20 protein-coding genes are annotated in these 21,317 nt (G+C 59.3%); 12 read left to right on the top strand and 8 right to left on the bottom strand.

Going from position 1 to position 21,317, the window contains the following annotated elements:
* The first annotated feature begins 1 nt into the window (after window position 1).
* The 4 genes from IP76_RS09315 (at window position 2) to IP76_RS09295 (ending at window position 4,955) form a co-directional block, all read left to right on the top strand.
* Window positions 2-3,046, top strand: a complete 3,045-nt coding sequence (locus IP76_RS09315) for a helicase-related protein (protein WP_054157936.1) — start codon at window positions 2-4, stop codon at window positions 3,044-3,046.
* A 2-nt stretch (window positions 3,047-3,048) separates the two neighbouring features.
* On the top strand, window positions 3,049-3,459 hold the full coding sequence (locus tag IP76_RS09310) for an RNA-binding S4 domain-containing protein (protein ID WP_054157935.1): 411 nt from the start codon (window positions 3,049-3,051) through the stop codon (window positions 3,457-3,459).
* 195 nt (window positions 3,460-3,654) lie between these two features.
* Window positions 3,655-3,993 carry a ferredoxin FdxA gene (fdxA, locus tag IP76_RS09300; RefSeq protein WP_054157933.1) on the top strand — a complete coding sequence of 113 codons (339 nt, stop codon included), beginning with the start codon at window positions 3,655-3,657 and terminating at the stop codon, window positions 3,991-3,993.
* Window positions 3,994-4,379: 386 nt separating this feature from the next.
* The gene (locus IP76_RS09295) at window positions 4,380-4,955 is read left to right on the top strand and encodes a CarD family transcriptional regulator (RefSeq protein ID WP_054157932.1); all 576 of its coding nucleotides are present in this window, start codon (window positions 4,380-4,382) and stop codon (window positions 4,953-4,955) included.
* A 186-nt stretch (window positions 4,956-5,141) separates the two neighbouring features.
* On the opposite strand, the gene IP76_RS09290 is transcribed toward IP76_RS09295, so the two are convergent.
* The 3 genes from IP76_RS09290 to IP76_RS09280 form a co-directional block, all read right to left on the bottom strand.
* Window positions 5,142-5,870, bottom strand: a complete 729-nt coding sequence (locus IP76_RS09290; protein WP_054157931.1) for a Bax inhibitor-1/YccA family protein — start codon at window positions 5,868-5,870, stop codon at window positions 5,142-5,144.
* A gap of 150 nt (window positions 5,871-6,020) precedes the next feature.
* A complete protein-coding gene (locus IP76_RS09285) occupies window positions 6,021-8,567 on the bottom strand; it encodes an ABC transporter permease (RefSeq protein WP_054157930.1) in 2,547 nt (848 codons plus the stop codon).
* Window positions 8,564-9,277, bottom strand: coding sequence for an ABC transporter ATP-binding protein (locus IP76_RS09280; protein WP_054157929.1), 714 nt, complete (start codon window positions 9,275-9,277; stop codon window positions 8,564-8,566). Before IP76_RS09280 ends, IP76_RS09285 begins: the two co-directional genes overlap by 4 nt.
* 86 nt (window positions 9,278-9,363) lie before the next feature.
* Between IP76_RS09280 and IP76_RS09275 the strand changes: the two genes are divergently transcribed.
* Both IP76_RS09275 and thpR read left to right on the top strand, forming a co-directional pair.
* Window positions 9,364-10,011 (top strand): arylesterase, encoded by a 648-nt coding sequence (locus tag IP76_RS09275; protein ID WP_054157928.1) that lies wholly within the window; start codon window positions 9,364-9,366, stop codon window positions 10,009-10,011.
* A gap of 66 nt (window positions 10,012-10,077) precedes the next feature.
* A complete protein-coding gene (gene thpR / locus IP76_RS09270; protein WP_054157927.1) occupies window positions 10,078-10,671 on the top strand; it encodes an RNA 2',3'-cyclic phosphodiesterase in 594 nt (197 codons plus the stop codon).
* On the opposite strand, the gene IP76_RS22775 is transcribed toward thpR, so the two are convergent.
* On the bottom strand, window positions 10,605-11,078 hold the full coding sequence (locus IP76_RS22775; RefSeq protein ID WP_082352473.1) for a low molecular weight protein-tyrosine-phosphatase: 474 nt from the start codon (window positions 11,076-11,078) through the stop codon (window positions 10,605-10,607). The genes thpR and IP76_RS22775 overlap by 67 nt on opposite strands.
* A gap of 29 nt (window positions 11,079-11,107) precedes the next feature.
* Between IP76_RS22775 and IP76_RS09265 the strand changes: the two genes are divergently transcribed.
* The 4 genes from IP76_RS09265 (at window position 11,108) to rlmN (ending at window position 14,092) form a co-directional block, all read left to right on the top strand.
* The gene (locus IP76_RS09265; protein ID WP_054158080.1) at window positions 11,108-11,416 is read left to right on the top strand and encodes a 4a-hydroxytetrahydrobiopterin dehydratase; all 309 of its coding nucleotides are present in this window, start codon (window positions 11,108-11,110) and stop codon (window positions 11,414-11,416) included.
* 55 nt (window positions 11,417-11,471) lie between these two features.
* Window positions 11,472-11,873 (top strand): YkvA family protein, encoded by a 402-nt coding sequence (locus IP76_RS09260; protein ID WP_054158079.1) that lies wholly within the window; start codon window positions 11,472-11,474, stop codon window positions 11,871-11,873.
* Between the two features lie 248 nt (window positions 11,874-12,121).
* Window positions 12,122-12,625, top strand: coding sequence for an invasion associated locus B family protein (locus IP76_RS09255; protein WP_054158078.1), 504 nt, complete (start codon window positions 12,122-12,124; stop codon window positions 12,623-12,625).
* Window positions 12,626-12,853: 228 nt separating this feature from the next.
* On the top strand, window positions 12,854-14,092 hold the full coding sequence (gene rlmN / locus IP76_RS09250; protein ID WP_054157926.1) for a 23S rRNA (adenine(2503)-C(2))-methyltransferase RlmN: 1,239 nt from the start codon (window positions 12,854-12,856) through the stop codon (window positions 14,090-14,092).
* A gap of 32 nt (window positions 14,093-14,124) precedes the next feature.
* Here rlmN and IP76_RS09245 read toward each other — a convergent pair whose 3' ends face one another.
* Together IP76_RS09245 and IP76_RS09240 are read right to left on the bottom strand one after the other, a co-directional pair.
* Entirely contained in the window at window positions 14,125-14,766 is a 642-nt protein-coding gene (locus tag IP76_RS09245; RefSeq protein WP_054157925.1) for a LysE family translocator, read from the bottom strand.
* Window positions 14,767-14,840: 74 nt separating this feature from the next.
* Window positions 14,841-15,704, bottom strand: coding sequence for an SDR family NAD(P)-dependent oxidoreductase (locus IP76_RS09240; protein WP_054158077.1), 864 nt, complete (start codon window positions 15,702-15,704; stop codon window positions 14,841-14,843).
* Window positions 15,705-15,955: 251 nt separating this feature from the next.
* On the opposite strand from IP76_RS09240, the gene IP76_RS09235 reads away from it, so the two are divergent.
* Window positions 15,956-17,176, top strand: a complete 1,221-nt coding sequence (locus IP76_RS09235; RefSeq protein ID WP_054157924.1) for an argininosuccinate synthase — start codon at window positions 15,956-15,958, stop codon at window positions 17,174-17,176.
* A gap of 59 nt (window positions 17,177-17,235) precedes the next feature.
* On the opposite strand, the gene IP76_RS09230 is transcribed toward IP76_RS09235, so the two are convergent.
* A complete protein-coding gene (locus tag IP76_RS09230) occupies window positions 17,236-18,411 on the bottom strand; it encodes a multidrug effflux MFS transporter (protein WP_054157923.1) in 1,176 nt (391 codons plus the stop codon).
* Window positions 18,412-18,546: 135 nt separating this feature from the next.
* On the bottom strand, window positions 18,547-18,996 hold the full coding sequence (locus IP76_RS09225) for a hypothetical protein (protein WP_245281428.1): 450 nt from the start codon (window positions 18,994-18,996) through the stop codon (window positions 18,547-18,549).
* A 171-nt stretch (window positions 18,997-19,167) separates the two neighbouring features.
* Between IP76_RS09225 and IP76_RS09220 the strand changes: the two genes are divergently transcribed.
* Window positions 19,168-21,231: a M3 family metallopeptidase gene (locus IP76_RS09220; RefSeq protein ID WP_054157921.1), complete on the top strand. Its 2,064-nt coding sequence runs from the start codon at window positions 19,168-19,170 to the stop codon at window positions 21,229-21,231.
* Window positions 21,232-21,317 lie beyond the last annotated feature (86 nt).

The raw sequence follows: 21,317 nt of genomic DNA, 5'->3' as shown, positions 1-21,317 counted from the left end.
CATGATCTTGAGTGGTCGCAGCGTTACTGCAGTGCTGGGGCCGACGAATACGGGCAAGACACACTTCGCCATCGATCGCATGGTTGCGCATGGTTCGGGCATGATCGGTCTGCCCCTTAGGTTGCTCGCGCGCGAAGTTTACACGCGGGTGGTCGAACGCGTTGGTGTCAAGAATGTCGCCCTGATTACGGGCGAGGAGAAAATCACCCCTCCCAATGCGCGCTTTTCGGTCTGCACGGTAGAGGCCTTGCCACGCGAGACCAAAGTGGCCTTTGTCGCGATCGACGAGATCCAGCTTGCCGGCGATCTTGAGCGTGGCCACATCTTTACCGACCGGCTCCTGCATCTGCGCGGACGCGAGGAGACATTGCTGCTGGGTTCGGCGACCATGAAGCCGATCCTGCTTCAGCTCCTGCCCGGCATAACCGTTGTCGAACGGCCGCGCCTGTCGCAACTCTTTTATGCCGGACAAAAGAAGATCACCCGCCTGCCGCAGCGGACGGCAATCGTCGCCTTCTCTGCCGACGAGGTCTATGCGATCGCGGAACTCATCCGGCGCCAACGGGGTGGTGCTGCAGTTGTGCTTGGGGCGCTCAGCCCGCGCACCCGCAATGCGCAGGTTGGTCTCTACCAGGAGGGCGATGTCGACTACCTGGTTGCGACGGATGCAATCGGTATGGGCCTCAATCTCGATGTCGATCACGTTGCCTTTGCTCAGGATCGAAAATTTGACGGTTATCAGTTCCGCAATCTCAATCCTGGGGAACTTGGACAGATCGCGGGTCGCGCCGGTCGGCATGTCAAGGATGGTACCTTTGGGGTGACCGGTCGTGTTGATCCCCTGGATGATGAACTCGTGGAGCGGCTCGAAACGCATCAGTTCGATCCGGTCAAGGTCTTGCAATGGCGCACGGAGCGGTTCGATTTTTCCTCCGTCGCGGCCCTGCAGCGGAGCCTGGATGCGACGCCGCGTGTCGAGGGGCTGACGCGGGCGCTGCCGGCGACGGACCAGCAGTCGCTCGAATATCTATCGCGCTATCCGGAGGTGTCCGATATCACCGACCGGCCGGAGCGCGTCGAAAAATTGTGGGAGGCCTGTGCCTTGCCCGACTATCGGCGTATTACACCGGCACAGCATGCTGATCTGATTCAGAGCCTCTACTTCGATCTTGTTCGACGAGGGACGGTGAATGAGGATTTCCTGGCCGAGCAGGTTCGCAGAGCGGATCGCACGGATGGAGAGATTGACACTTTGTCGGCGCGTATTGCGCAGATAAGAACTTGGACATACGTGTCGAATCGGCCCGGTTGGCTTGCCGATCCGACACACTGGCAAGAAAAGACGCGGGAAATCGAGGACCGATTATCCGATGCGTTACATGAACGGTTGACGAAACGCTTTGTTGACCGCAGGACATCTGTGCTCATGAAGCGCTTGAGAGAGAATGCGATGTTGGAAGCTGAAATCAGTGTGAACGGTGACGTCTTCGTAGAAGGCCATGCCATGGGGCAACTCTCCGGGTTCCGGTTCACGCCGATCTCCGGTGGCGAGGGGCCGGACGCGAAGGCCGTGCAGACTGCTGCACACAAGGCGCTGGCGCTGGAGTTCGAAGCGCGGGCTGCCCGTCTGCATGCTTCAGGCAACGGTGATTTTGCCATTGGTTCTGACGGTGTCGTCCGTTGGCTCGGCGATCCCATCGCGCGTCTGATCGGGACCGATCATGTTCTTCATCCGCGGGTCCTCCTTCTTGCTGACGAGCAGCTTACCGGCAATGCCCGTGATCACGTGGCTGCCCGTGTCGAGCGCTTTGTCAATCATCACATCTCGACCGTGCTGAAGCCGCTCGACGATCTGTCCCGCGCGGAGGATCTTCAGGGTCTTGCCAAGGGTCTCGCTTTCCAGCTCGTCGAGAACCTTGGTGTGCTTTTCCGCCGCGACGTTGCCGACGATGTGAAGTCGCTTGACCAGGACGGTCGCGCCTCGATGCGCCGCTATGGCGTTCGCTTCGGTGCCTATCACATCTTCATGCCGGCACTGCTGAAGCCGGCGCCAGCCGAGATGATCACGCTGCTCTGGGCTTTGAAAAATGACGGCTTGGACAAGCCGGGCTACGGCGATCTCATTCCGGTTCTGGCGGCAGGGCGGACCTCCGTTGTCACCGATGCAAACTTTGAGCGCACATTCTACAAGCTGGCTGGCTTCCGCTTCCTCGGCAAGCGGGCCGTGCGTATCGACATTCTCGAGCGCCTGGCCGATCTGATCCGGCCTTTGTTGCAGTGGAAACCGGGTTCTGGCTCGCGTCCGGACGGCGCCTATGACGGCCGCCGCTTCACCGCGACGACGGCAATGTTGTCCATTCTCGGTGCGACGCCAGATGATATGGAAGAGATCTTGAAGGGTCTCGGTTATCGTGCAGACAGCGTTTCTCCTGAAGAAGCAGCTGCCCACCTGTCGGCCCAGGGTGGCGTTGCTGCCGCTGCCGTTCAGGCAGAACCTGCGGAGGCTGCCGGTGATGATAGCGCCGATGATGCCGATCCGTCGAGCGACGAGCCTCAGGCCGAAGCGTCGGCCGCGCCGGTTGAAGCTACGGCTGAGGCCGCAATGGATGCCGGGTCTGTTGCTTCCGGGGCTTCGGCTGCGGAAACCGCGGAACCGAAGCCTGTGCTGCTGTGGCGCCCCGGCGGTCGCGGCGATACCCAGCGCAGCAGTGGACGTCCGACGGGCGATCGCCGGCCGCAGGGGCAGGGCCGTCGCAACGAAGGCGGGGATGCGCGCGTTGAAGGACAGCGTGACGAGCGCCGTCGTGATGGTGGACGCAATGAGAAGCCGGACGGTGGCCGTGGCAAATTCGCCGGCAAGGGCGATCGCCAGGACCGCGGCAATGGCGGTGATCGCAAGGATCGTGGACCCCGTCCGGATCGTGATAGCGGTCGGCCGCAGGGTGGCCAGCGCTTTGAAGCCAAGCCGCCGCGCAAGGAGAAGCCGATCGATCCGGATTCGCCTTTCGCCAAGCTGGCCGCTCTGAAGGATCAATTGAAGAAGTAGCCATGGACGACGATCAGCCAAAATCCGGTTCGCGCCAGCGCATCGACAAATGGCTGTTCTTCGCCCGTGTGGCAAAATCACGCAGCCTCGCGCAAGAGCGCGTGGCGTCGGGGCATGTGCGCGTCAACGGCAAGCCGGTGCGCCAGCCCAGTCACCAGCTCAAGGCGGGTGATAGACTGGATATCTCAATGCCTGAGCGCGAGCTCATCCTGGTCGTGAAGCTGCCGGGAGAACGGCGCGGGCCCTATGAGGAGGCCCGACTGCTCTACGAAGACCTGACTCCACCACCGGTGAGAAAGGAATTCTCGCCCTTCGAGCAGGGTGTTCGTCCGGCGGGTGCTGGTCGACCGACCAAAAAGGAGCGCCGGGCGCTCGAAGAGCTGCGCGCTCCCTTCGATGGCGATGTCGACTAGAAATTTTGCCCACCTGCCGGAAAAATGAGAATTGTTATCCTTGCCTTGGCCAGAATAACGCAGTAGCTCACATCGCTATCCAACAAGAACGGTTCAAACCTATTCGATCGTTTCTGTTGCGCGGTCCACAGGTGCCCCTCGGGTGTGTCGATGGCCCCGCGTCGGTTGTTTGAGAACGTCATTCTGGAGTGCCGCATGACCTATATCGTCACTGACAATTGCATTCGCTGCAAATATACCGACTGCGTCGAGGTGTGCCCCGTCGATTGCTTCTATGAGGGCGAAAACTTCCTCGTCATCCATCCGGACGAATGCATTGACTGCGGCGTCTGCGAACCTGAATGTCCCGCAGAGGCGATCAAGCCCGACACAGAGCCGGGTCTCGACAAGTGGCTCAAGATCAATGCGGACTACGCGAAGATATGGCCGAATATCACGGTCAAGAAGGACCCGATGCCAGAAGCCAAGGAAATGGACGGCGTCGACGGCAAGTTCGAACAGTATTTCTCGGAAAAACCGGGCTCGGGCGATTAAGGTTCATCGCAGTCCGGGTCCCCCCAATCAAGCGATTCGTGCTCATTTTTCCGTCACACGGCCTCCTTCCGGTGCCATCTGTGCCCGCTTTGTGACGCGATGCAGTAAAATATTGATTTCCGCATCTTTTTGTGATAGGGTCCAGAAACTGTTCCACTTTGCGGCATAGTTGTGCCCAGAACCATCACGAAAGCAACTTCACCTTTGCCTCGAATTACGTGAGATCGGGCGACACTCCGTGTCGCTTTATCATCGCGGCAAACGTGATGTTCAGCTGTGTCGCACTGGAGCAGGATGTGTCGACGTATTCGAGACATCTCATCCGGGCCTGACCGACCCGGCGGCCGGCACCCACGCCGGAGCAAAACAGGGAGTGTTTGATTAGAATGACGACCCAGCAGCAGAAGAAGAATTCCTCGGCACGCCACGGCTTCAAGACCGGCGAGTCGATCGTATACCCCGCTCATGGCGTGGGTACCATCACCGCCATCGATGAGCAAGAAGTCGCCGGCATGAAGCTCGAGCTTTTTGTGATCGATTTCGAAAAAGACAAGATGCGTCTTAAGGTTCCGGTCGCAAAGGCTGTGAGCATCGGTATGCGCAAGCTGTCCGAAACCGATTTCGTAGACCGCGCCCTGAAGGTCGTGCAGGGCAAGGCGCGCGTCAAGCGCACCATGTGGTCGCGTCGCGCCCAGGAATATGATCAGAAGATCAATTCCGGCGATCTGATTTCGATCGCCGAGGTCGTTCGCGATCTCTACCGTGCGGAAAACCAGCCAGAACAGTCTTACTCTGAGCGCCAGCTTTACGAAGCAGCGCTTGATCGCATGGCTCGTGAAATCGCCGCTGTGAACAAGATGTCTGAAACCGAAGCTGTTCGCCTCGTCGAGGTAAACCTCGCCAAGGGTCCGAAGCGCGGCAAGACCATCGACGAAGACGACTCCCAGGAAGAAGCTGCATAAGCTTGATCCAATACAGGTCATCCAAAAAACCTCCGGTGAAAGCCGGAGGTTTTTTTGTGCCTGATTGCCGGTGATGCGGGCCCGAAGTGCTGATCCGATAGAGTTTACGGACTTCCCCCTTTAAGAGGGAAGGGCAAAAAAGAACCCCGCCGAAGCGGGGTTCGATATGCCACAAAGCGTGTCCGGTTAGTCCCGGTTTCCGAGGAAGCGCAGGAGGAACAGGAAGAGGTTGATGAAGTCGAGATAGAGACGCAGCGCGCCCATGATGGCCTTGCGGCCAGCAGTCTCAGCTCCATCGGCCTCGTAGTAGGCTTCCTTGATCGACTGCGTATCCCAGGCGGTAAGGCCAGCAAAGATCAGAACGCCGGCTGCTGAAATCGCGAAATCCAGTGCGGACGACGCGAGGAACAGATTGACGAGCGAAGCAATGATCAAGCCAAACAGGCCCATCACCATGAACGAGCCCATTGCGGACAGGCTACGCTTGGTCGTGTAACCATAGAGAGACAGCGCTCCAAAGGAGGCTGCCGTCACGAAGAAGGTCTGCACGATGCTGGCGCCCGTGTAGACGAGGAAGATCGACGACAGCGACAGTCCCATCAGGGCTGCATAGATCCAGAACGTGGTCTGGGCGGCCGCGACGCTCATCTTTTCGATGCGGAAGCTCAGGAAAAAGACCATGGCAAGCGGCGCCAGCATGACCACCCAGCGCAGCGGCGATCCATAAATCGCCTGAGCGAAGGCAGGGCTCGATACGGCCATCTGGAATGTAGCGAAAGCCGCGACGCCAGTGATGGCGAGGCCGAGTGCCATCAGGTTGTACACCTTGAGCATATAGGCGCGCAGACCTTCGTCGATCATCGTGGCCGACTGGGCGTTCCCCGTCCGGCTTTGATAGTTGCGAAGTTCAGACATGAGTTCCTCTTTCAAAGCTTCGATGTTGTACGGCGGAGCAAAACTCCTGCGCCGCTGCGAAGCCCAGCATGCGTATCTCCAATATGAGATGTCCCCCGCCTGTCGGCAAGGCCCTTCACCTTAAAACGGCGTAATGCTTGTCGGGCGCGTTCAGAGCTCCCTGAGAACCGGGGCCGCCTTCTGTCCGAGAATGCGCCATGTCCCTGCGAGACCAATGCCGATCGTCACGACGAGCGCAATCACGATCGTCGAGACTGCAACGTCTGGCAAGAATGCGGATGGGAGTTTCATGATCCGGGTCAGGACAAACCAGGCAATGCCACCGCCGGATGCCAGCGCGAAGACGGCTGTGGCAGTGCCAAGCAGCATGTATTCGTAGGTGAAGGCACGGATCAGCATGGCCCGGGTAGCCCCGAGGGTCTTGAGAATGACGGCGTCATGGGTGCGGGCTCTGTTTCCGGCCGCCAGTGCGCCGGAGAGGACCAGCACGGAGGCGATCAGCGCGATAGCTGCGGCCGCGCGGATCGCGGTGGCAAGCTGGCCGACCAGCTTGTCGACGACCTCGATCGCATCCTTCACCCGGACTGTTGTGATCGTCGGGAATTGCTGGGTGACTGAGCCCAGGATCGTGGCTTCATCGCCGGCCGTCGCGTCTCCGTCGATCAACGTCGCGAGCCAGGCATGGGGCGCGCCTGCAAACGTGTTCGGCGAGAAGATCATGACGAAATTCATCGACAGACTTTCCCACTGCACCTTGCGGAAGTTTGCGAGCCTTGCCGTGATGTTGCGACCGAGCACGTTGACGGTGATGGTGTCGCCAATCTTCAGGCCGAGTTCGCGCCCTTCCTCCTCGGAAAAAGAGACCAGCGGTTCACCTGCATAGTCTGTGGGCCACCATTCTCCCTCTGCCAGCGAACTGTTTTCGGGAAGGTTGCGAGCATAGGTCAATCCTCGGTCACCGCGCAGCACCCAGCGACCTTCCGGCGGCACGTCGACCTTCGCGACGTCGATGCCGTTTAACTCAAGCACCCGTCCCCGCAGCATTGGGACTTCAATCAGCTTGCCTTTGGGTGCAAGACCTTCGACCACTTGCCGGAAGCGCTCGACTTCACTGCCCTGGATGTCGACGAAGAAGAAGTTGGGTGCCCTTTCGGGCAGGTTGCCGGTAAGTTCCCGGCGCAGATTACCGTCGATCAGAGCAAGCGCCACGAGCAGGCTGAGTCCAAGGCCAAGCGAAAGGGTCACCGCAGGTGTCAGGGCGCCCGGGCGGTGGATATTGCCAACCGCCAGGCGCAGGGCAGCCGAGTTGATGCGCGGGCTGCGCTTGGCGGCAAGTGCGATCAGATAGGCGACCAAGCGTAACAGCACAAAGCCGGCTGCCATAGCTGCCAAGAAGATCGTCGCGATGCGTTGCTGTTCCGAGGTAAAGATGGCCAGCGCCGCCATGGCGCCGAGGGCCACTACCATGGTGACGATATAGGGCCATGGTGCGAGGCCGCTTTCCTCGAAGCCTTGCTCGCGAAACAGCGCTGTCGCGGGCACGCGACGCGCATGGCCAAGCGGCAGGATGGCAAAAGCAAAGGTCACCAGAAGCCCAAAGATACCGGCGAGCGAGAGCGCACGGGGATACAGGGTGAATTCGGTTGAGATGGGCAGTACGCCCCGAAGGTAGCTCGCCGTAATCATGGGTGCGATGGCGCCAAGCACAAGGCCGAGAGCTATGCCGAGCGTGGCGACAAGTGTGATCTGAATGAGGTAGACCATCACGACCACGGAGGCCGGAGCGCCGACGCATTTCAGCGTTGCGATCACCGTCCGCTTGGAATCGAGGAAGGCACGGACCGCATTGGCCACGCCGACGCCGCCAACGATCAATGCGGTCAAACCAACCAAGGTCAGGAACTGGGAGAAACGTTCGACATTTTCGGCAAGGGCAGGTGCTGCACGGTCGCTGGCCCGGATTGACCAGCCTGCGGCCGGGAAGTCGCGCTCCGCCTCAGTCCGGATGGCAGCTGCGCTCTGGTCGGGGTTCTCGAACCGGATCTTGTAGGCATGTTCCACCAGGCTGCCGGTTGCGATGAGGCCGCTTGCGCGCAAAGCGTCACGGCTGGTCAGGAAGCGGGGGGCAAAGCCGAAGCCGTCCGAGATGGCATCCGGTTCGTTGGCGATTGTGCCGGTAATGCGGAAGCGGGCGTTGCCGACCAGCAGGTCGTCGCCGACCTTGATGTTCATGCGCTCCAGCAGAAGGGGTGCCACGAGGGCGCCGTAGACATCCCCCTCGGGCGCGAGCAACTCATTCAGAGGGAGGTCGGGCTCTGCGGTGAGACGACCATAGAGAGGATAGGCCTGGTCGACAGCCTTGATTTCGACCAGCGATTGGTCCGAACCATCGGCGAGACGTGCCATGGATCTGAGATTGGTCGACACCGAGACATCACCGAAGCGCTCCAGAAAGGCGCGTTCCTCCGCAGTCGTTTCGCGATTGTCCAATTCGAAGCGCATATCCCCCGCAAGCAGCGTCCTGCCTTCGGACGAGATCGCGTTCGTAATTGCACCGGATACGGAATTGACCGCCGCAATTGCGCCTGTTCCAAGCGCGATACAGGCGAGAAAGATGTAGAAGCCCTTGAGACCACCACGCAGTTCGCGGAGCGCAATTCGAAGGGCGACGGACAAGCGGGTCAATGAGCCCGTCATGCTGGCACCGGGGCGCGATGAAAGGATTCGGACAGGCTGTCGCCGGCAATCGTGCCGGAAGCGACGCGGATCTGCCTTGAGCAACGGGCTGCCAGAGACGGATCATGGGTGACGAGCACGAGCGTCATGCCGCGTTCCTTCTGCTTGGCGAACAGCAGGTCAGCAATCTGTCGGCCCGTATCCATATCGAGATTGCCTGTCGGTTCATCGGCAATGAGGACGGCCGGGGAGGGAGCGAGCGCGCGCGCAATCGCCACGCGCTGTTGCTCCCCGCCGGAAAGTTGACCGGGATAGTGGCTCAGTCGTTCGCCAAGGCCGACGGCCTCAAGCTCTGCGCGGGCAATGTCGAAGGCATTGCGCACATTGGCAAGCTCCAGCGGAACGGCGACATTCTCAAGCGCTGTCATGTTGGCGATCAGGTGAAAGGATTGAAAGACGATGCCGATGTTCTTGCCGCGAAAATCCGCCAGCCGATCTTCGCTCAATGTGTGAAGCGGCGTTCCGCGCAGGTTGATCTCGCCGCTGTCCAATCGTTCCAGGCCGGCAAGCACCATCAGCAGCGTCGACTTGCCCGAGCCGGACGGCCCGACAATGCCCACGGCTTCGCCCTCCGCGATCGAAAGATCGATGTTTTTCAAAACATGCACAGAGGCGGCGGCATTGCCCAGAGTGAGATCGGCGCTTTTCAGTTCGATGATGGTGTTTCTCACACGCGGGCATCCTATATCACTGGAAACAAGGGTCGCCGCCTGTCCAGACTGAAGGGGCGACACTGATGCAATCTAGGAAAGGCACCATGAGTTTTAAAGCAGCGCTGCTTCATTTCGCCGTGATCCTGACGGGCATTCTTACCGGCGCAACCGGTGTTTCAGCCCAAAACCTTCAACTTGTCGGATTCGGCGATAGCCTGATGGCCGGTTATCAGCTGCCTCAGGAAGATGCGCTGCCCGCGCAGTTGCAGCGAAAACTTGCCGAGAAAGGGCATGAGCTTTCCATTACCAATGCAGGGGTCTCGGGAGATACGACGTCAGGCGGCTTGTCGCGCGTCGACTGGTCGGTTCCTGATGGGACGGATGGTGTTATCCTCGAGCTCGGCGCCAACGACGCCCTGCGTGGCGTCCCACCCGATCAGACGGAACGTAACCTCGAGCAGATCATCAGACAGCTGAAGGCGCGCGGCATCCCGGTCTTTCTCGTCGGCATGATGGCGCCACCCAATATGGGCGATGATTACGGCCAGAAATTCAACGCAATCTATCCCCGCCTTGCCGAAAAGCATCAGTTGCCGCTCTATCCCTTTATCATGGAGGGCGTGATCACCGAACGTTCCCTGCTGCTGGAGGATGGCATGCATCCGAACACAAAAGGTCTCGACCTGATTTCCACGCGGATGCTGCCTCTCGTCGAGACTTGGGTGAAGACGATTGAGGGTAACCAGAATTAGGCTCTTGCGCGTCCGGGCCTTGCGTGATTCGCTGTGAGCATCTGCAAAAGATTCGAGGAACTCTCCATGCCGAGATTGTTCACTGCCCTCGAAATTCCGCGCAATGCGGCGATGAGCCTTTCATTGTTGCGCGGCGGCCTTCCCGGCGGTCGCTGGATCGATGTTGAGAACTACCACATCACCCTACGGTTTATCGGCGATGTGGATGGTCGGACCGCAGACGAGATCGTCGATCGGCTCGATCGTATCGACAGACCTGAATTCTCTCTCTCGTTGAATGGTGTCGGGTCGTTTGGATCGAAAAAACCGCATTCAATCTGGGCCGGCGTTTCTCCGGCACCCGAGATGTTTGCCCTGCAGGCCGAAATCGAACGCATCTGCCAGCGGATCGGTCTGCCGCCGGATCCACGCCGATTCTCGCCCCATGTGACGCTTGCACGGTTGAAGGCCTCACGGGTTGAGGACGTCGTGCACTACATGGCCGGTCGCGGCGATTTCAGCACTGTTCCGTTCACGGTTTCCCGCTTCGTGCTCCTATCCTCGAAAGAGTCGGTTGGAGGTGGGCCCTATCTCACCGAAGAAGTGTTCCCGCTTCACGAGGCGGTATCGCGCCCCGTGCTTTCCACCAGTGCCTCACACCCGGCAAAGAGCATGGTGTAGACGCTCCGGAACCCGTCGGCCGCGCCATAGTACGGGTCTGGTACATCTTCTTGAGTGCCATGGCAGGCTTGGCTGAAGAGCTCCACTCTGGCTATGCTGTCTTTGGGCGCCAATTCCGTGAGCCGCGCAAGATTGCTGCTGTCCATGGCAAGGATTAACTCATAGCGTCGAAAGTCGTCGAGGCTCAACTGCCGGGCGCGTTGGTGCGATATGTCGATACCGTGTTGTCTGGCAACGTGGATTGACCGAGGATCCGGCGGGTCGCCGGCATGCCAGCCGCCGAGGCCCGCAGATCCAATGCTCTCGTCGTCATGGGCTGCGCCGCAGAGATGGCGGTAGATTCCTTCGGCAAGGGGAGAGCGGCAGATATTGCCAAGGCAGACGAACAGGACGGATGGCTTGGGCATGGATCATTCCGGAAATTCAGGAGACTAAGATGCGATACGAGAAACTCGATCCGGCGGCAATCGCCGCGCGCCTTGCAGGAATGGAAGGATGGGCCATCTGCCGCGACGGAGCCGCTCTGGAAAAGCACTTCATCTTTCGGGATTTTCGTCGGGCCTTTGCCTTCATGGCCGAATCCGCACTCGCGGCTGAGCACCTTGATCACCATCCGGAGTGGTTTAACGTCTATCGCAAAGTCGACGTGACACTGACGACTCATGACGCTGGCGGGATTACCGAGTTGGATTTCAAGCTTGCCGTGATGATGGACCGGGCGGCCGGCGGCAATTCCGGCCATTGAATTTCTCCCCGTGTCTTCACATATGGTTGATCTGCAGCAACAAGGATCGACGGTCATGGATGACGTGAAAATCGGTGAAATCCTGCTTCCTGGCGACGAGGCGACCCAGGAAAAGCAGGAGCAGAAAGTGCGTGACCGCTTCTGGCCGACCTTCCGCAAGGCGGCTCGGCGCATCCCGTTTTCGCGTGATGTGGTGGCTGCCTACTATTGTGCCGTTGACCGTGAAACGCCCTTGCGCGTGCGCGGTACGCTGCTTGCAGCGCTTGCCTATTTTGTCATGCCGATTGATGTTGTTCCGGACGTTCTGGCCGTTGTCGGCTTCACCGATGATATCGCGGTGCTGACGACTGCGCTTGCCATGATCAACAAGCACATCAAGGAGCGCCATTACGATGCTGCCGATGATGTCCTTGCGGATGTCCCGGAGGGTGAGGGTCCGACTGCATCACGCACATGATCGGTCAAAGCGGGAAAACGGGCGCAAGCCCAATTCTCGCCTAATTCTTTCCTTCTACATCGCGCAACGGCTGCAAGGCCGATGTGTGGATCTTGCCGAACGGGATGACCGTGGCTCGGGATTGCGACATCAAATTGGATCCCGTTCACGGTTTGGTAAGGTAAATTAAGTCAAACTGAACGCAGTTTTTGGCGATGCGCGTCCAACCATCGGGTCGGGCGCTGGATGGAAACAACCGGCAGGAAGACATGTTCGTAAGAAGTAGCGTAACCGCACTGGCACTCATCCTGGCGAGCAGCGGGCTCGCAAATGCTCAATCGCCGACGCGGATCGAGCAGTTCAAGGCCTGGGGCGCCTACTCCTACAAGTCCAACGGCGGCACCGTTTGCTACGTGCTGTCCGTTCCGACGACAAAGGAGCCGGCCAGCGTCAATCACGGCGATATCTTCTTCGTCGTCTCGCAGCGCCCCGGTCAGAACATTTCATATGAGCCACAGGCCATGATGGGATATCCGATGAAGGGTGATTCCAAGGTCAATGTGACGATCGACGACAAGAATTTCGTGATGTTCGTCAAGGACAGTTCGGCTTGGGTTGAGAATGCTGCGGAAGAGCCCGCGCTCGTCGCTGCCATGAAGAATGGCTCCTCGATGACGGTGAAGGCTGTTTCGTCGCGCGGCACCGCCACCAATTACAGCTATTCGCTGTCCGGCATTTCGGCTGCCCTGCAGAAGATTCAGAACTGCAAGTAAGCTCTTTGCACAGCGATTGATGATCGGGGCCGGCATTGCCGGCCCCGTTTCCGTTTGGTCGCCGGCTTGCCGAAGTCGCCCGGGGTGACGAAACGGAAAAAAGCTGCTATTGGCCGCTGAAACTCGGACGCGTGGCCTGTCCAGCGTCCTCAAACCCGTATCCATGCAGTGCCAGAGTTGAGCCGCTCCTGCCGAGCAGGGTTCGAGATATGGCCAAGAGGTCTGAACATGACTGTCACCGTGACGCTTCCTGAACGCACGCAGACGATCGTCGCTCCCCGTGCTTCCGCTGGTGGCGAGAAGCCGAGCTTGATTGGCCTTAACCGAGACGATCTCGGCGCGGCTCTGCGTGACAAGGGTGTGCCGGAAAAGCAGATCAAGATGCGTGTCGCGCAAATCTGGAACTGGCTCTACGTGCGGGGTGTTTCCGACTTCGACCACATGGCGAATGTCTCAAAGGACATGCGCGAAATGCTGAAGACGCATTTTACCATCGCGCGCCCCGAGATCGTCGAGGAACAGGTGTCCAACGACGGCACCCGCAAGTGGCTGCTGCGGTTTCCGCCGCGCGGTGCCGGTCGTCCGGTCGAGGTCGAAAGCGTCTACATCCCCGAAGAAGGCCGCGGCACACTCTGCATTTCGAGCCAGGTCGGCTGCACGCTCACCTGTTCATTCTGTCATACCGGCACCCAGAAGCTGGTTCGCAATCTGACGGCGGAAGAGATCCTGTCGCAGCTCCTCTTGGCTCGTGACCGTCTTGGAGACTTCCCGGATCGTGATACGCCTGTTGGTGCCATGGTGCCGTCCAGCGATCGAAAGATTACCAATATTGTCATGATGGGGATGGGTGAACCTCTCTATAATTTCGAAGAGGTGAAGACCGCTTTGCTGATTGCGTCGGATGGTGAGGGTCTTTCGCTGTCCAGACGCCGCATCACGCTGTCGACCTCGGGTGTCGTTCCCGAGATTTATCGCACCGGCGAAGAGATTGGCGTCATGCTGGCGATCTCGCTGCATGCCGTGCGTGACGAGTTGCGTGACATGCTGGTGCCGATCAACAAGAAGTATCCGCTGAAGGAGTTGATCGAAGCCTGTCGGAACTATCCGGGCGTGTCCAATGCCCGCCGCATCACCTTTGAATATGTGATGCTGAAGGACGTCAATGACAGTCTGGAAGATGCCAAGGGTCTGATCCAGCTGTTGAAGGGGGTTCCGGCGAAGATCAATCTGATCCCGTTCAATCCCTGGCCTGGCACCAACTATCAGTGTTCCGACTGGGCGCAGATCGAGAAATTCGCCGATTTCATCAATTCGGCCGGTTTCGCGTCTCCGATCCGCACGCCGCGCGGGCGTGATATCTTGGCTGCCTGTGGCCAGCTGAAGTCGGAATCCGAGCGCATGCGCAAGACCGAGCGTCTGGCGTTTGAGGCGATGATGATCGCTAATCACGGCGAAGACGACGATTGAGTTTCGGCGGGACGGCAGTCCCGCCTTCCACCCTACTTGGCCTGGGTCATGAAGATCTTCATCGCGAAGATCGAGAAGACGCCGGCAAAGGTGTAATCGATGCCGCGCAGAACCTTGCGGTTCGCCTGCAACCAGCTCGACATGAAATCCGCCCCATAGACGATGCCGACGCCGATCGGCAGCGACAGAATGATCGACCACAGGCCGAGGAAGATCAGCTTGCCTGTCACATTCGGGTCCGTGGCGGTGACGAACTGCGGCAGGAAGGTCATGAAGAAGATGATGACCTTGGGATTGAGGAGATTGACCCAGAGCCCGTTCAGAAAAGCGCCCTTCTTCGAGACGACCGCGTCTCCCTCCGCTTTGATCACGAAGTTCGAGCCGTGCCGGACTGCCTGCAGGGCGAGCCAAAGCAGATAGGCGGCACCACCCGTTTTCAGAAGCAGGAAGGCTGTCGGCGACGCCACGATCAAGGCAGAGATACCGAAGGCAACAAGCATGGTGTGGATCGCGATGCCAAAACTCGTGCCCGCGAGTGTCATCAGACCGATCGCTCGGCCATCGCGCAGGGAGCGGCTGATCCAGAGTGTCATGTCGGGCCCTGGCGTAATGGCCAGGAGCAGGAGTGCCAAGCTGAAGGCGAGAAAGACGGGAAGGCTGGGGATGAAATCCATTGAGGTCACCGCATGACGAAACACCCGCCATTTGCGGGTGCGTCATCCTTAGCGGCCTTCAGAGACCTTGCCAATCAGCCTTGGGGATTTGACAGGTATGTCTTGAAGGCGTTGGCATAGTCCGGATGCCAGCGCGACAGTGGAGGGCGGTTTTCGATGATGTCTCCGGCGGCCCAGGCGATCCGTTTTTCGTCCAGGGCGCGGTTCACATCGTTGTCCGGGCAGAGGATGTAGAAGTCTCCTTTGACGAGGCTTTCCAGCATGAAATCAACCGTCTCCTCCGGCGTCCACGCGCCCGATGGTTTCTCGGTCCTGCCATTTGCCGTCAGGCCGGTAAAGACGAAACCGGGGATCAGCAGGTGTGCGGTCACGTTGCAGTCCGGCGTGTTGCGCAGTTCGTGTTGAAGAGCCTCTGTGAAGGCCTTCACGCCTGCCTTGGCGACGTTGTAGGCGGGATCGCCGGGTGGTGTCGTGATGCCCTGTTTGGAGCCCGTATTGATGATGAGCGCGGGATCCCTGTGCGCGATCATGCCAGGACCGAAGGTCCGGGTTCCATAGATGACGCCCATCAGGTTCACGCCAAAGACATTATCCCAATTGGCTTGCGGCCCGAACAAGGCACTGCCCGGCTGGATGCCGGCATTGTTCATCAGGACATGCACCCGGCCAAACCGCTGAATCACCGCGCGCTCCAGCGCTTCCAGTTCGTCAGGTTTGGAAACGTCAGCTGCGATCGCGACTGCATCCGCTTCACCGGCGGGTGCAAGCTCGGTCACTTCGGCCAGTGCTGTTGCAAGCCGTTCACCCTCGATGTCAACCAGAACGACTGAAAGGCCCATGCGGGCGAAGGTCTTCGCAGAAGCGAGTCCGATGCCGGATGCGGCTCCGGTGACAACAGCCACATGTCCTTTTGCGAGGGCGGGATGTGTGTTCATCATGATGAACTCCTTTAAGGTCTGCGGTTCGTCGGTGGTCGGGATATGGTTACCTCCTTCTTCATCGTCAACAAGACGTCCGGGATCACGGACAGCAAATGCCCGGATGCTGGCTGCGCTGGTCACCGCCAGCCGTCAGCGATGGTCTATTCCATTCGTCGCCCTTGCACCTCGGTGGAATCTCGCTAAAAGTGCCGCCATTCTTGATCCAGACGGGGTCTGAGCCCCGTCCCCTCCAGACGGAACGCATCGATATGGCACTCCCAAAAGACGTGAAGAAAGTCGTCCTCGCCTATTCCGGCGGCCTCGACACTTCGATCATCCTGAAATGGCTCCAGACCGAACTCAATGCGGAAGTGGTGACCTTCACTGCCGATCTCGGCCAGGGTGAAGAGCTTGAGCCAGCCCGCAAGAAGGCCGAGATGCTCGGCATCAAGGAAATCTTCATTGAGGACGTGCGCGAGGAATTCGTCCGCGATTTCGTCTTCCCGATGTTCCGCGCCAACGCCGTCTATGAAGGCGTCTATCTGCTCGGCACGTCGATTGCCCGTCCGCTGATCTCCAAGCACTTGATCGACATCGCCAGGAAGACTGGTGCCGACGCGATCGCCCATGGCGCAACGGGTAAAGGCAATGACCAGGTCCGCTTCGAGCTTTCGGCCTATGCACTCAACCCCGATATCAAGATCATCGCGCCCTGGCGTGACTGGGCGTTCAAGAGCCGTACGGATCTCCTGAATTTCGCTGAGGAGCACCAGATCCCGGTCGCCAAGGACAAGAAGGGCGAAGCGCCGTTTTCGGTTGACGCGAACCTTCTGCACTCCTCCTCCGAGGGCAAGGTTCTCGAAGATCCGGCCCAGGAAGCGCCTGAATACGTGCACATGCGCACGATTTCGCCGGAAGCCGCTCCGGATAAGGCCACCATCATCAAGGTCGGCTTCGAAAAGGGTGATGCCGTCTCGATCAATGGCGTTCGCATGAGCCCGGCTACGCTGCTGGCCGAACTCAACACCTATGGCCGCGACAACGGCATTGGCCGTCTCGACCTCGTTGAAAACCGCTTCGTCGGCATGAAGTCGCGCGGCGTCTACGAGACCCCCGGCGGCACGATCCTTCTCTCGGCGCACCGCGCCATCGAATCCATCACACTCGACCGTGGTGCGGCGCACCTCAAGGACGAGATCATGCCGCGCTATGCGGAGCTGATCTATTACGGCTTCTGGTTCTCCCCGGAACGCGAGATGCTGCAGGCGTTGATCGACAAGAGCCAGGAGCATGTCGAAGGCGAAGTGACGCTGAAGCTCTACAAGGGCAATGTCATGGTTATCGGCCGTGAGTCGTCCAAGTCGCTCTATTCCGACCAGCTGGTCACCTTCGAAGACGACCAGGGCGCCTACGACCAGAAGGATGCGGCCGGCTTCATCAAGCTCAATGCCCTGCGGTTGCGGACGCTTGCTAAGCGTAATCTGCGCTGATCCGGTCGCAGTTGTCGGCCATTGGAAAAACCCGCCTTCGATCCCGAAGGCGGGTTTTTTCATACCCGTTTCACAAGTCTGCCGAGCAAAAGGAAGCCAATTACGGCACTGAGTTCCATTGCCGGGATAATGGTGCCGAAGGCTGTAAGAGGATTGCCGATTGCCGCGGCGGCCGCGCCAGCGACAAAGCCTGCCGTCATTTGCAGGAAGCCCGTCATCGCCGATGCGGAGCCGGCAATATGTGGGAAGGGCGCCATGCCGACGGTGATCACCTGCGGGGTCAGAAAGGCGAGCCCGAATGTGCAGACCGCGACCGGCCCCATGATCGACAGGAAGACGGGTGCAACAAAAGCGACCGAGGCCGCCATGATCACCGCACCAACGCCGCAGAGAGAAATCCCGATGACGGATGCTTGCTGTCCTGAAATCCTGCGTGAAGCCGCCTTCAGTGTCAGCGAGCCGGTCAGATAGGCCCCGGACTGCATCAGCATGCCGATCCCGAACTGGACCGGGGTCAGCTTGACTTCATTGATCAGCACGAAAGGCAGCATGGTCGATTGCGCATAGAGTGCGCCAACAGTGCCGCTGAGGACCAGGGAGGCGCAGAGGAATATGGGATTGCGCAGGACCTCTGCGTAATTCGTCGCGAGCCTTGCCGGGCGCAGATTGCCGAGGTCGGGCGTCGTCGTCTCCTTCAGCAGAAAGACGACGCAAGCGGCGGTGAGACTGCCGAAAGCGACCAAGAGAAGAAAGACAGCGTTCCAGCCAAAGGCCGCAAGAGTCAGGCCACCAAGTGTTGGTCCCATGGCCGGTCCAATCGCGAGAAAGATCCCGATCGTGTTGAGAATGCGGGCTGCTTCAGAGCCTGTGTAGAGATCGCGGACGATCGCCCGGCCGACCACCACGCCGACCGAGGCGCCGACACCCTGTATCAGGCGTGCAACGAGGATAAGTTCTACCGAGCCTGCCACCGTCGCCAGCAGCGAGCCTGCGATATAGATCGCCAGAAACATCAAAGTCGCCGGCTTGCGTCCCAAAGCGTCGGCCATGGGCCCCGCAACCAGCTGGGCCAATGCAAAGCCGGCGAAATAGAGCGAGAGGCTCAGTTTGATGGCGGCTTCCGTCGTACCGAATGCCAGCACCAGTTCCGGCATAGCCGGTGTGTAAATGGCCATGGAAATAGGGCCGAGGGTCGTCAGAAGCGCGCCGAGGAAGGTCGTGCGGCGTTCGCTCATTCGCAATGAGATCATGGGAAACCGTTTCACGTCATGGAACAGGCGGCTCCGTGTCCGGTGCCGCCTGTTCGAGACTTAGTGCGAATGTGAAACAAGGGCGAGCGCGAAATTCGCCAAAGTCGAGATCTTCAGATCTCAGCTGGTGCGGCTGAAGAAGTCGAGCACCTTGGTGTAGGAGTCCGCCATGTCCATGTCGCCAATCATTTCCGCCAGCGATTGCTGAGTCCGGAAGTACTCAGCATAGTCAAAGTTTGTGTCGTCGGTGAGGTTCGAAAGATCGGTGACATTGCCGTTGCGGTCGACTGCCTGCAGAGGCAGTTCTGTCGCCAGCTCGCGATAGGTCTGCTCGTCAATTTCGTCGCGCTGGTAACTCTCGGCTGCAATTTCCCGAAGTCGCCTCGGGGTCATGCTGGCGAAGACGGAGAGCGCGTCTTCAAAGATCTTGTCGCTGTCGGAGATGTCCTTCAGCGGCTCGAAGGTGGCTTTGCGTGCATCTGCGGTAGGCTGGGTATCCGTCACCTTGAGCGACGTTTTGCCGACCGGATAAACCGGGAAGATTTCCATGGTTTGAACCATCCTCGTCATGGGATGATCCGATCTACCTTCACATTCGAAAATTCGTCAATCGGCATAGGTTAATTGAGTGTTAATTTGTTTGTTTGTACACCGATTTTTGCGAGCTTGCCTTCGGTGCGCGCCGATAGCATATCCATTGACGATATTCGCTCGACCGCGAAACACGGCACAGGAGGTTTCATGACCGATACGACCGCATTCAATCCGGCAGTCTTCGAATGGACTGGTCCGCATGGTCTTCCTCGCTTCGAACGGGTCTCGGACGATGATTTCGCGCCGGCCTTCGACGTCGCGCTGAAGGAGCATGAAGCAGAAATCGACGCGATTGCTCATCAGGCCGATGCGCCGACCTTTGCCAATACGATTGTCGCGCTTGAAGTGGCGGGTGACAGCCTGTCGCGGGTCTCCGCCCTTTTCTGGAGCCGGGCCGGGGCGCATACCAACGCCCAAATCCAGGGACTGGAGCGCAATATTGCACCGAAAATGTCCCGTCATTATTCCAGGATCAGCATGAACGCAGCGCTGTTCCAGCGTGTTGACGCGCTATGGAGCCGCCGCGACGAACTCGGGCTTGCTGTCGAGGAAATGCGGGTGCTGGAGCGTCATTGGAAGGGGTTCGTCCGCTCGGGCGCCAAGCTACCAAAGCCGCAGCAGGAGCGTTTGGCCGAGATCAACGAAAGGCTGGCAAGCCTTGGGGCAAACTTCGGTCAAAACGTGCTGGCCGACGAGACGTCCTGGATCCTGCCGCTCTCCGGTGAGGATGATCTAGCCGGCATTCCTCTTTTTCTGCGCGAGGCGATGGCGTCGGCCGCTGCCGCCCATGGCGGTGGCCATGGTCATGTCGTCACCTTGTCGCGTTCGATCATCGAGCCTTTTCTCACCTTCTCCGAACGGCGCGACCTGCGTGAGGAGGCCTTCAAGGCCTGGACGTCGCGCGGCCTTAACGGCGGCGAGACCGACAACCAGGCGATCGTCAAGGAAACGCTGGCACTTCGCGCAGAAAAGGCGCAGCTTCTCGGCTACCCGAGTTTTGCGGCCTACAAGCTCGATGATTCCATGGCGAAGACGCCAGAAACCGTGAACGGGCTTCTGATGCAGGTTTGGCAGAAGGCCGTCCGCCAGGCAGAGCTCGAGGAGCGGGAGCTTGCCGGTCTGATCGCCGAGGATGGACGAAATCATGAGGTCGCCCCCTGGGACTGGCGGCATTATGCGGAGAAGCTTCGCGCACGGAAGTTCGATTTTTCGGAAGCAGAGCTCAAGCCCTATCTCCAGCTTGAAAAGATCATTGAAGCCTGTTTCGATGTTGCCAACCGCATCTTTGGCATTCGCGCGGTACCGCTTGAGAATGTCGTCGGCTACCATCCCGACGTCCGGTTTTTCGAGATCCGCGATCGTGACGACAAGCTCGTTGCGCTCTTCCTCGGAGACTATTTCGCCCGGCCGTCGAAGCGGTCCGGTGCCTGGATGAGTGCCTTCCAGTCGCAACATCGTCTGCCGTTGAAGAATGGTCAGCAAGGCGAAATCCCGATCATCTACAATGTCTGCAACTTCGCCAAACCGGAGCCGGGGCGTCCTGCGCTGCTCTCGCTTGACGATGCGCGCACGCTGTTCCACGAATTCGGCCATGCCGCCCATGGCATGCTGTCGAATGTCACTTATCCCTCCGTTGCCGGGACGGGCGTATCGCGTGACTTCGTCGAGCTCCCCTCGCAGCTCTACGAGCATTGGCTGACGGTTCCCGCCATTCTGAAGGCCTATGCAGTGCACTACGAGACCGGAGAATCGATGCCGCAAGCGCTGCTCGACAAGGTTTTGGCCGCGCGGACCTTCAATGCCGGCTTCAACACGGTCGAGTTCACCTCCTCGGCACTTGTCGACATGGCCTTCCACACCCGCGGAGCCGTTGAAGATCCTATGGCCGTGCAGGCTGAGGTGCTTTCGGACATCGGGATGCCGTCTTCGATCGTCATGCGCCACGCAACCCCACATTTCCAGCATGTGTTTTCCGGAGACGGATATTCGGCCGGCTACTATTCCTACATGTGGTCCGAGGTCCTGGATGCCGACGCTTTCGCCGCTTTCGAGGAGGCCGGCGATCCGTTTGATCCGGAAACCGCGAAAAAGCTCAAGGAAAACATCTATTCGGTCGGCGGCTCCGTCGATCCGGAAGAGGCTTACAAGGCCTTCCGCGGCAAGATGCCGAGCCCGGATGCCATGTTGAAGAAGAAGGGTCTCGCGGCTTAATCGAGGCTCCCAAAGAGGTCTGGCCTGCGCCGGCGGTAACCATCGCCGGCGCCTTGGGGCGTTTACCCCTTTCGCACACGCAAAAA

Origin of the sequence: Rhizobium sp. AAP43 (assembly GCF_001296045.1) — a bacterium.
Taxonomy (GTDB): Bacteria; Pseudomonadota; Alphaproteobacteria; order Rhizobiales; family Rhizobiaceae; genus Allorhizobium.
The sequence above is the reverse complement of the archived record's forward strand: the minus strand, read 5'-3'. Positions and strand labels throughout refer to the sequence as shown.